The sequence below is a fragment of the Brevibacillus schisleri genome, assembly GCF_055685845.1.
The window spans coordinates 5,168,733-5,179,607 of record NZ_JBVNDM010000001.1; the positions used below are offsets into that span (position 1 = coordinate 5,168,733).

General features: G+C 47.8%; 10 protein-coding genes. All 10 read right to left on the bottom strand.

The window, feature by feature from the left end; translation table 11 throughout:
• Positions 1-42 precede the first annotated feature (42 nt).
• The 10 genes from ACUUHJ_RS24520 to ACUUHJ_RS24565 all read right to left on the bottom strand — a co-directional run bounded on the left by ACUUHJ_RS24520 (position 43) and on the right by ACUUHJ_RS24565 (position 10,800).
• On the bottom strand, positions 43-2,226 hold the full coding sequence (locus tag ACUUHJ_RS24520) for a polysaccharide pyruvyl transferase family protein (protein ID WP_472300161.1): 2,184 nt from the start codon (positions 2,224-2,226) through the stop codon (positions 43-45).
• 4 nt (positions 2,227-2,230) lie between these two features.
• Positions 2,231-2,938 (bottom strand): glycosyltransferase family 2 protein, encoded by a 708-nt coding sequence (locus ACUUHJ_RS24525; RefSeq protein ID WP_289674202.1) that lies wholly within the window; start codon positions 2,936-2,938, stop codon positions 2,231-2,233.
• Between the two features lie 30 nt (positions 2,939-2,968).
• Entirely contained in the window at positions 2,969-4,462 is a 1,494-nt protein-coding gene (locus ACUUHJ_RS24530; RefSeq protein ID WP_472300162.1) for a glycosyltransferase, read from the bottom strand.
• A gap of 29 nt (positions 4,463-4,491) precedes the next feature.
• A complete protein-coding gene (locus tag ACUUHJ_RS24535) occupies positions 4,492-4,689 on the bottom strand; it encodes a hypothetical protein (protein ID WP_015892790.1) in 198 nt (65 codons plus the stop codon).
• 14 nt (positions 4,690-4,703) lie between these two features.
• Positions 4,704-5,081: a DUF2642 domain-containing protein gene (locus ACUUHJ_RS24540; protein ID WP_472300163.1), complete on the bottom strand. Its 378-nt coding sequence runs from the start codon at positions 5,079-5,081 to the stop codon at positions 4,704-4,706.
• Between the two features lie 223 nt (positions 5,082-5,304).
• A complete protein-coding gene (locus ACUUHJ_RS24545; RefSeq protein WP_472301240.1) occupies positions 5,305-6,294 on the bottom strand; it encodes an aromatic acid exporter family protein in 990 nt (329 codons plus the stop codon).
• Between the two features lie 141 nt (positions 6,295-6,435).
• Complete coding sequence (locus ACUUHJ_RS24550; protein WP_472300164.1) at positions 6,436-8,103, bottom strand: YcdB/YcdC domain-containing protein; 1,668 nt, start codon at positions 8,101-8,103, stop codon at positions 6,436-6,438.
• A gap of 121 nt (positions 8,104-8,224) precedes the next feature.
• Positions 8,225-8,977 carry a hydrogen peroxide-dependent heme synthase gene (hemQ, locus tag ACUUHJ_RS24555; RefSeq protein ID WP_015892794.1) on the bottom strand — a complete coding sequence of 251 codons (753 nt, stop codon included), beginning with the start codon at positions 8,975-8,977 and terminating at the stop codon, positions 8,225-8,227.
• Between the two features lie 120 nt (positions 8,978-9,097).
• Complete coding sequence (gene nagB / locus ACUUHJ_RS24560; protein ID WP_289674206.1) at positions 9,098-9,862, bottom strand: glucosamine-6-phosphate deaminase; 765 nt, start codon at positions 9,860-9,862, stop codon at positions 9,098-9,100.
• 44 nt (positions 9,863-9,906) lie between these two features.
• The gene (locus ACUUHJ_RS24565; protein ID WP_289674207.1) at positions 9,907-10,800 is read right to left on the bottom strand and encodes a MurR/RpiR family transcriptional regulator; all 894 of its coding nucleotides are present in this window, start codon (positions 10,798-10,800) and stop codon (positions 9,907-9,909) included.
• Between the last annotated feature and the right edge of the window lie 75 nt (positions 10,801-10,875).

Consider the following 10,875-nt stretch of genomic DNA (forward strand, 5'->3'; position numbering starts at 1 on the left):
GCAGGTCCCCTCATCTTTTTCCTTTTTATCGTACAAATGGTCTTACAACAAGCCCTGAATGAACGGCAGCTCCAAATTCTCGATCATTTTTTTCTGACTCGCCGCCAATTTTGCTGTGATCTGCTCCTTGCGTGCGATGGCCTCCCAGGTGCAGGAAAGAATTCGTTCACCTAATCGCGGCTCGTCTGTTGACACGATGAGCTCCGGGAGATCCAGTGAATAAGCGAAGTCAATGCCCTTAATGCGATACGCCAAACAAACGAACGGAACACCCGCAGCGGCACTCAGCACATTGGCATGCAACTTAAAGTTAATCGTCGCTTGAAAGCCTTTCATCAACTGCAGCATTTGCGTATGATCGTGCAGCTCAAGGTCGAGAATCGTATGCGCTGGATCGTTGATTTTGTTATACAGTCTTTTAATGGCTTCCCGATCCGGTCCCCACATGGTGAGCAAGTGGATATCGTAGCCTGACTGGATTAGCTTCTTGGCTGCATGCGCCAGCGCATCCTCTACTGCGGTCTCGTTTTTCCCATAAATCCGGTTATAGGAAGTGCCCCAGTTGATGCCAATCGTGGGTCGCTTGCTTTTATCTACAACTATTGGCAATGATGCAGGGAGAAGCAGCATCCCCGGGTCTCCGCTAATCGCTGCCTTATCTCCTACTCCCGCTTGCTGGAGGTATTGGAGCGTAAGTGGTCCGCGTACACCAAAAAACGTGGCGTGCTCGGTGATTTTTTGCAGCATGTGGCTCATTTTATCTTGGCCAGTTATCAGCTTGTTCGTCATTCTGCCGGAAGAATCCAGCTCGACTCGATCTTGCGAGTCAAATCCGCTTCCCCAGACCCAAAGATTTTTTTTCTGTTCAACAGCACGATAAGCTACATCCACATACCCAGGGATGAGAAGCGATCCTCCCCCCAAAACGACGGTGTCATACTCGCTTAAATCCTTCAGATCAACCCCGGGCAAGGAAGGTATTACCTTGTATTGTGTAGGGTCGAGGTATTTGCAAGACAAATCGTAAAAGGCATGCCACATCAGCTCGTCGCCCAAATTGTTGAACCCCAGCCACCCAACGTACAAGACTTTTTTCATATTTGTTGTCCCCCCTCCATTCTTTATTTGTGCATAAATAGTAAGCAAGGAGGCACATTTTTGCGTGATATGAAAATGGTTTTGAACCCACACCCTTCCTTGACCTCCTATTTCCTTCAATTGACTCCGGTCGCTACATGCTTGACGCAAAGCACTATCAATCAACGAAGGAGACGGCTTCTGCACAGAGGAGTGGTCACCGAAGTAACAATCCCAAGCTAAATCGTAGGACGAAGGTTCGACCAAACCAACGTAGCCATGATTTCCGATCGCAAGCACAGGCTTTCCGCATGCCATCGCTTCGAGTGCGACCCTCCCTGTTCCAATCACCAAATCACTGATGGCGTAATACGGCCGGACATCCGTTTGCTCCCCCACAATGTGAATATAGGGCTGACCTGCGGCTTTATTCAGCACTTTTGCCAGCTCATGAACATGAATGGCCTGGGCACCCGAACCCACCACCACGATATGCAGGTTGGGGATTTCATTCCGCAGTGTTTTGGTTGCCCGCAATACCATGTTGCACACCGTCGCTTTTTGCCAAGCCAACCGGCTCACGTACGTAACCACTGTGGCATCAGGCGGCAAAGACGGCACATCAGCCCAACTTGCTGAGCCTGACTGAAACTCTTCCATATCAATCCCATTGGAAATGAGTGTGGTTTTTACCCCGCGCTTTTGCCAGAATAGTTGGACAGGTTTGCTCACACTGATAACGGCGGAGCAGAGCTGGGCTACTTTTATCGCCTCATCCTTTGGGTAGTACGTTCCATGCAAGGTGAACACGACAGGAATGCCTAGCTCATTGGCTGCCGTAGCGGCAAGAAAGCCTGAAGGCGTTTGATGCACATGGACGATGGTAATACGATGCTTCTTCATACATGCACGGTAACATTCGATCAGATGCTGTCTGCGTGCCGAAAGCGGCTCACCAGCGGATTCTATCGGTTCAACCAAAAAGCCTGCATCAACAAATTCTTGGTAGAAGGGGCCATTACCACCTGCATAAAACAGTTGGACTCCTTTTTTCCTCAATGCTTTCCCCATGCTAAGAACATGTGTCTCCGTTCCGCCTGTCCTCAAACTGTCCAGCACCATCAATATCCGATCATTACTGCTAGTCAACTTTTTACCCTCCCTTCTTCCGATAATAGTGGGCCGAACGCTGCTCAGCGTGGGTCCGGTAATAATACAATGCTTCTGCTATATTGTTCACGCCTGCTCTCGCATTCAAAGCTTTGGCGATAAATTCGTAGTCTTCTGCACCCTCAATCCGGCGTGTCGGGCCACCAATCTGGTCAAACAATCGCCCTCGAAACATGCAGGTTCCGTGACAGACGCAGTGTCCCCCGTTTCCGTATACTTTGCGAATGTCATCGCCGTACTTGATCCATCCAGCTAGCTGCTTTTTTTCCGGATTATCGGCCGAAAACGCATAGTAATTCGTACCAACCAAATCGATCTGGGGATGATTTTTCAAATATTCAACCTGCCGCGAAAGACGCAGGATATGGGAGAAATCATCCGAGTCCTGAATCGCGATGAATTCGCCTCTGCTCAGGTAATGCCCGACATTGATCGCACCCGAAAAGCCAATATTGCGAGGGAGCTCATGAATCAGCACCTGATTCTCTCTTGGAAAAAGCCTTTTACTCTCTTCCAGCCATTCTTTGGCCACTTCAACGGAATGATCTGTCGATGCATCATCGATCAGGATAATCTCCCAATTCTCATAGGTTTGCTGAAGGATGCTATCCAAGCATTCACGTATATAAGCAGCCCTGTTGAAATTGGTAATGACGACACTTACTAGACCTTCTATTCTCTCTTTTGCCAAATTCTTTTCCTCCTTCCAGTCTTCTTGTTTTCACATCTCATCTCGCTGCCGTCCTTTCGCCAGAAACTGCAAAGCTTCCACGTGGTCACCCGCAATCTGTTCGACGGCAGGGGGCATTCCGGAGCTGGCGAAGTGTTTTTCTGGCCGGAGTCGGTTGGAGGTGAAACTGTTCACCTGATGAACCAATTCCATCTTTACACCTGCCTGGGCGTATGCTGCTTGTGCTTTTGGCGGGCAAAGCAGTATGTGCCATCCGAGCGGAGCAACCGCTTCCCTGCGTAAGGCAAAGGGGACGGTCACCATAGACCCGATCCCCAAATCCTTACGATTCAAAGCCAAGTTGAGCGCTTGGCGGCAAGCCACAAAGACATTGTCTGCATAAGGTTGATTCAAAAAAACAGAAACATCATTCAAGGCTACATCCACGCCGCACTCGCAAGCGAGAACAAATGGGTACAGATCATGGACGGTCATAATCATATCCGCATCGACAAACAACAGGATGTCGCCTTTCGACAGACTTGCTCCAATTGCCCGTCCAGTATCGACGCCCAATGCAAATGGGAACTCTACGGTCGTCACGCCGCATTCACGGGCAAGCTGTGCTGTTTGATCAACCGAGCCATTGACGACCACGATAATCTCCGCAGGGTCCAGTCGAAGAACTTCACGGATCACTTGCTGAATCGTCGCTGCCTCGTTCCGGGCTGGAATGATCACGGATACCGTTTTCCCACCGTAAAGAGTTGTTCGTCGCAAAGGCCATTTCCCTACCTGTGTAACAGACATACCACTGTTTTTACTACTCACATTCTCGGCTATATCTCTTCGCCGGCCTCCATCGGACAGTCCGCCGCGAAAAGGAAGACGCGAGACGAGATCAAGCTGTTCAGTAATCACCAGCTTTTCATACAAGGAGAGCTCTTTGAGCAACGAACCGTGAAGCTGTGGCAAAAACATCTGTTCTTCCGTCCCCGTTCCAAAGGTTTGCGCGGTAATGGACAGCCCGCACATAACCGCCCTCTTGTGCGCTTGGGCAGGCTGTGCCAACTGTTCCACCCCGATTTTGGAAAGTGCCTCTCTGGTCATCGCGTGAGGGGTGTCTAGTAAGGAAGCTTCACGCAGATCAGTGCGGCCAAAGAGATTATTTAGCAGCAGGGAAAAACTGTGGATAGGCCTTCCTTTTGTCAGCCTCCTGTGTCGTATATCCTGCTGGGGCAAAACGATCTGTGTCTTTCCATATAAAATCGGGAACAAGAAGCGTTGCAATCCAGACAGCGAATCGATTTGTTCTTCACCGAGAAAGAGCAGGACACTCCCTCTTGCATGCTTGGCAGCCTCGCTCCGCCATGAGAATAGATTCTCAGCAGCCTCTGCAAGAACCACGCGGACACCTGAGTCAAGTTCCAGGACCCTTGTCGAAATCACAATGATCTCCAGAGGTGCAAGCTGTTTGCATGCGGCGATCAGCTTTGGCAGATGAGCTGTCCCATGCATGGCAGAGATTAGAATGGATAGGGGCACTAGGCCCCTTATCCCTTGCCTCTCTTTCATTAGAGAACGCGCACGTACGTGATGCGATCGAGTTGAAATACTACTGTTTGGCCACCGCCATAGCCGGGATCACTTGCTGCAAGCACGGTTAATGTCGAATTGGTCACGCCAAGCAACTCACCGTTAATCACGTCTAATCCGATTACGACTTGTACACTATCGCCTATAAACGTTCTCAATTTCTGAACATAGTTCATTTGTCTTCTCCTCCTTACACCTCATGAACATAATTAATTTGTGTGAAACGAATCAGCACACGTGAACCGCCTGACTCTATGATTTCAGCATAGTCCCGACCAACCTCATTCAGGACCCCTGTGACACTTCCTGCATCTGTTCCCAGCTCGACGTTTTCATGCAAATACCTCAGCAGCACTTTACGAAAAGAATCTTGTCGCAGCAAATTACTGTGTTTTTCTTGTAGAAACGCGGCGAATTCTTCTGCATACAGCTCTTTGCGAAGCGAACAGCGAATAGCTTCTTCCTTGTCATTTTCGACTTCTTCGTCTCTTTGGTCTTTTCCCCAAACGAGACGTCGCAGCCCTTGAAAATACTCTTTCAACTCTTTTTCATTCACAATTAATTTCATCTGGTCACTCTCATCTCCTTGATCCTACTCTTTTGATTTTTTTTCGCCGCTTGTACACGGTATACAAGTAAGTTCAAAAACGTACTAGGACAACTGTGTAACTTTTTGGTTTTAATGAAAAGTTCACGGAGTTTTTACCGAAAAACAAAAAAAGACTGCGAAAAGTATTCGCAGCCCTTCCTTCGGTGTTCTACAACTCTTTCATTGTTACGTACTGTTTTGGCTAACTCTTTGCCACCTGTGCCTTTTCGTCCCTGTTCTTGCCTAGCTCATGCTTGATGAACAAATAGCTCTCAATTTCCCGCAGGAGGTAGAAAAGCGAGGCACGCGTCTCAAATTCCTCTCGCGTTCGCGGCAAATCTGCTGCCTTGATCTCCTCTTGCATCAGACGTAGTTGGTCGATGAAGCGGTAGGCGGTGTTGCCCGGATGTACCGAGTCACTAATTCTCTCAAGAAAATCTGCGATCCGATGGCTCTCTGCCACCTGATTGTCCAAGGAAGAGACGATTGGCATCATGCGTTCCAGTAACTCGAACTGCTTTTGCCGCATCACAAAATACTCGTAGTACGAATCGTTACGACGTCCCAATCGATTGCCAACATCTCGTGAGGCTAAACGAATCGCCGTCTCCAATACACCGGTTGTTTCGATCAATTCTTTCCCGTCCCAATCACTTTCCCCGTGACGCAAGTAGTAGCAGAACTCTCGCAAAATTTTGCTGAACAGCTTCTCGACCTTTACTTGCATCCCTTTCAGCTCTTTATCGAGACTCGGCATGTACAGATTGACCAGTAGGGCTACACCCACACCGATGACGAGCAAAGCGACCTCATTTAGCAATAGCATCCCATCGATTCTCTTTGAAGAATACAGATGCATAAGCACAACCATGCTGTTGACGAAGCCTTCTTGAATGCCAAAACGCACGGCGAGCGGCAAGAAAAGCAAAATGAAAAGGAGAATGGCAATCGGCGTATAGCCCATAAGGGAAAAAAGACAAACACCGATTCCCAGACCCAGTAAACTGGCCAGAATCCGATTCCATGCTGTCTGAAACGATTGCTTGACTGTTACCTGAATACACAAGATCGTAATGATCCCCGCAGAAGAAGCAAACATCAAGCCTAGCTGCTGGGCGATCAGAATCGAGATAGCCGTTCCAATGGCTGTTTTTAACGTACGATAACCAATTTTAAACTTGAGAAAGCCCAGTCTTGTTCCCCTCCGCTGTCAAAAATGCTTTCCTGTTTACTTTAACAAAAAGTGTGCGGGAACCAAAGACAAGGTTTCATAAATTTTCGCAGGAATGTCGGCAAGGGTATTCATGCGGTCTGGCTTGAGCCACCCACTCGGCTACTGCTTTCGTTCCTTGGTAAAGCTGTGCCACTTGCCATCTGCTGTGACGAGCCCTTTCTCTCCCACATAACGATAGACGAGTAGTGGTTGTTCGAGCATTTTCATTAGTCCATTACTCCCCCTTACTTTTGGCTGAAAATAAGTAAGCATGAGCTTCTTGTTCTCTTTCACGACTTTTTTCGCCGTATTCAGGTCGATACCATCTTCATTTTTGGGAAGAGATGAATCACCCGAAGGTCCAAGGTTATAATGATGGTTATACAGATCCACTACTTCCCCTGACTCAGCGTCAACATTGACTTGAAAGATGGTGTCAACTACCGGTATGCCGTTTATCAGATAGCCAAATTCGATCTCATATGGTTCATCATTTTGCCATATTTCTTTAATCCTTTCCTCACTTGGAGCGTAATCGACCGCATATATTATTCCTAACTGATCGGAATAGAATGTTTGTACGAGTTTTCGCGCACTCTCTTGTGCTTGTACCCAGGTAATACCTTTTTCTATTTTCTTGCTCTCTTCGTTGAACCTGATTTTTGCATTCACACTGTAATGGACTAAATGGCCACTGTCGTTAATCCCTATTTTTACAGTATCTGACTTTTTGCCCTCCTCTGGTTGCGAAACAAATTCAAAATACCAGCTCTTTATTTCGTTCTCATCATATCCATCGCTTGATTCAGAGCTTTTGCCATTCGAACGATATGTACCGGGGAGCTTTTTGAGTTGTTGCTCTGCTATTTTTTGCGCCTCGTCTTTCGTAATGAGCTTTCTTTCTGCAGTGGATGGGGGAACGGTTTTCCCTAACGGCTGTATCTTCCTTTCTTGGGCAACCTGTCCGTACGAATCGAGCATCTTTTCTGTGATCGCATCGACATACTGGGGGTCGATTCTCTGGAATTCATACACGAGCTGGTATGGTTCAGATTCCTTACGAGAGACGGACGCCATATCCTTGTACAAAAATGTTGGAATCGCCCCTTCATCCCATTTCTTCTCCGCTTCCGCTATCTTGATGACTTTCGAAGCATCTGGAAGTTTCCCCTCGGACCAGCGCCGTTCAAAATAGATCACTTCCCCATCATTACCCACTATCAGTCGAAACCCATTCTCTAGAAAAGGAACCCCGTTTTCGATACGAGTAAAATTTACATCTATTCCCTGCTTATCACGCGTATAGAAAATCTCCGAATCAGGATATTCATTAGGCTTGGATAAACGACTCCGTTCTTCTTCTGTCGCTACTTGCTTAAGAAATTGAGTCGCCACTTGAAACGCCTGATCTTCCGTTAGCTTCTTTTGGTTTGCATCCAAGTCCTGTTCTTCCCCAAGATACTCGTATTTCCATATTTTTCCTGACGTTGCATCCTGTTGCACACCTAAACTTCCACCATTTTCTTTATCCCACCTGGTATACCATATGGATTTTCCCCATAACATTTCAATGCCGTCTACGAATTGGGCATCTCTTAACTTATACTCGCTCAGCATCGTCAACTGCTTCTGGGCAAGTGCGATTGCCTCTTTCTCCGAAAGCGTCTTCTCGGCAGCATGTACGGCTGGCGTCAGAATTTCTCCCCCTACTGGAGCAAATACAGTTGTCATCAAAAGGGTAGATGACACTCCCAGTGAAAGTCCCCACGATGTAGTACGTTTTAACACAAATCAACCTCTCCTCTCCAATTTCAAACAACCTTATTTTACCATTTATGAATAACAAAGGCTCAAATAAAAAAATCCGCCAATGCGACGATCTCGCACAGCGGATTTTTGGGCATGTAGATTATACTTCCAGCTTTTTCACCAGTGTTTCTTCATTCAATATGTTTCCTACGAGGAAGTTGCCGAATTCGCCGAAGCGCGCACTCACTTCGTCAAAGCGCATTTCGTAGACGATATGCTTGAATTCCAGCGGATCGTTGGCAAAGAGGGTAACGCCCCACTCCCAATCGTCAAAACCAACGGAGCCACCGATGATTTGCTTCACGCGGCCAGCGTAGGAGCGACCGATCAAGCCGTGGGAGCGCATCATTTCTTGGCGCTCCTGCATGGAGAGCATGTACCAGTTGTCTTGCAGATCGCGCTTTTTGTTCATTGGATAGAAGCAAATGTGCTCCCATTTTGGCAGGATTGGATAGAGGCGGTCGCGCACATGCGGATTCGCTTTTGGATCTTCACCTGGGCTATTTACATAATTGCTCAGCTCAACTACGGATACATACGAATAAGGAGCTTCTGTATAAGCAGCAAAGCGAGTTTTATTGAACACTGTTTTGATCTCATCGAGTTCTTGCATAGTTGGGCGCAGGAACATGAACACGAGGTCTGCTTTGTGTCCGAGAATGGAGTACACAGCCGTGCTTCCTTGGTTCTCTCCCTCATTCGCTTCCCATGTGCGGATCAAAGCATTCAGCTCGTCCAACGCTTCTTTGCGTTCTGCTGCGGACGCTGCTTTCCACTTTTCCCAATTGATGGTGCGGAAATTATGATACGTATACCAACCTTCTAATGTAAGCAACGCTTCGTTTGCGCTCATTAAAATCAGCTCCTTAGAAAAATCTGGTGACCTTCTTGCAACATTCCCAGTATAGCATAAGGAACAAGTGCGTATTCGGAACAGATTGGTGAACAAGCAAAAGAAAAACCAAGCGGTACATTAGCTGCCGCTTGGTTTGGTTCCTGCAAGTATGGAGGTGGTCAGCTTGCTCGCTGCTTCCTGATCTACAATAACGGTTACATCCGGATGCAATTGCAATAAGGAGGCTGGGACATCTGCCGTAGGCTCTTCCTCTAGCATCAATCGCACGGCTTCTGCTTTTGCCTCTCCGCTTGCGAGAAGTACAACCTTTTTAGCGCCAAGAATCGTCTTGATCCCCATGGAAACCGCCTGAGTCGGCACCTGTTCCACACTATCAAAATAGCGGGCATTTGCTTCAATCGTACTGTCAGTGAGCTGGACCACGCGCGTCAATGAGTCAGCAGGAGAGCCAGGCTCGTTGAAGCCAATATGGCCGTTATTGCCGATCCCCAGCACCTGGATATCAATCCCGCCTGCCAATCGGATCGCTTCCTCATAGCGTGCACACTCTGCCAAATGATCTGTCGTATTCCCAACTGGCACATGTGTTTTCTCCGCAGGAATGTTGATGTGATTGAACAAGTTTTCTTCCATATACGAACGATAGCTTTGCGGATGAGTCGAGGAAAGTCCGACGTATTCATCCAGATTAAAGCTGCTCGCTTGTGAAAAATCGATGCTCTGTGCTTGCGACAGCTTGATCAGCTCACGGTACATCCCTACTGGCGTGCCTCCGGTTGCAAGGCCAAGGACAGTCTGCGGATTTGCTTTTACTTCGCTTACGAGCATTTCAGCAGCTTTTCTGCTGAGCTCCGCGTAATCTTTCACGATCACGAGCTTCATTTCCAACCACTCCTATTTCAAAAGACGACTTTTTGAACTACCAGTTAGTATTTTCTCTCTAGGACAGCCTTCGCTGTTCTCTCTTTATATAACAGGGCCTTTTCCTTGTTGCGCATCGTGATTGTCGTACTGATAACATCCAGTACATGCAGCTGAGCAATTTTGGCTGCGAGAGAGCCCCCCTGTAACGGACCTTCTTGCGCTGCGGTTAAAAGCGTAATGTCCGCTACATTCGTAATCGGCGAGCGTCGATAGTGCGTCAGACAAATGCAAGCTGCGCCTGCCTGTTTAGCGACTTTCAATGAATCGATCGTGTCTTTCGTACTGCCTGATACAGACAAACCAATCGCGACATCCCCTGGTCCCAGAGTCGCTGCAGCCATCGCTTGCAGATGCGATTCATTAAAAGCGTCCACGCGAAGCCCAATCCGCAAGAACGTGTACTTGGCATCCTGGGCTGTTACCGCAGACGTGCCTACCCCGTAAAAATGGATCGTGTTTGCTTTTTGCAAAAGGTCTACACAGCGCTCCAGCTGTTCGAACTGAAACAGCGCCGAGGTATCCCCTATCGCCTGTTGGTTGGTTGCGGTTACTTTGTGCGTGATGATGTCCAGCGAATCGTCTTCTCCTACTTCTCCATGCAAGTTTTTGACCGGATTGACCAATTCCTGCGCCAATGCCAGCTTGAATTCCTGATAGCCATGGAAGCCTATTTTCCTGCAAAATCGCAAAACGGTCGTCTCACCCACTCCAGCCTTTTCGGCAAGGTCAATCACCGATGAATAAATCACGCTGTCTGTCTGCTGTAAGACAATATGGGCAACCTTTTGCTCCGATTTCGTAAAGGAGGGAAGGAGACTCTGAATATGCAAAAGCGTATTTGTCTTCGTGATGGTAGCTGTCAATGGATGGGACTGCTCCTCTTGCTGTTTCATCATATGGCCCGCTCCCCCTTGTTTTTACCCAAAACAAAATAGCCGTATTTCTACAGCTATTATACCAAAAAAGGAGTT

Coding starts and splice junctions, on each gene's coding strand:
- hemQ (WP_015892794.1), bottom strand. CDS start 8,977: ATGAGCGCAAACGAAGCGTTGCTTACATTAGAAGGTTGGTATACGTAT.
- ACUUHJ_RS24565 (WP_289674207.1), bottom strand. CDS start 10,800: ATGATGAAACAGCAAGAGGAGCAGTCCCATCCATTGACAGCTACCATC.
- ACUUHJ_RS24535 (WP_015892790.1), bottom strand. CDS start 4,689: ATGAACTATGTTCAGAAATTGAGAACGTTTATAGGCGATAGTGTACAA.
- nagB (WP_289674206.1), bottom strand. CDS start 9,862: ATGAAGCTCGTGATCGTGAAAGATTACGCGGAGCTCAGCAGAAAAGCT.
- ACUUHJ_RS24540 (WP_472300163.1), bottom strand. CDS start 5,081: ATGAAATTAATTGTGAATGAAAAAGAGTTGAAAGAGTATTTTCAAGGG.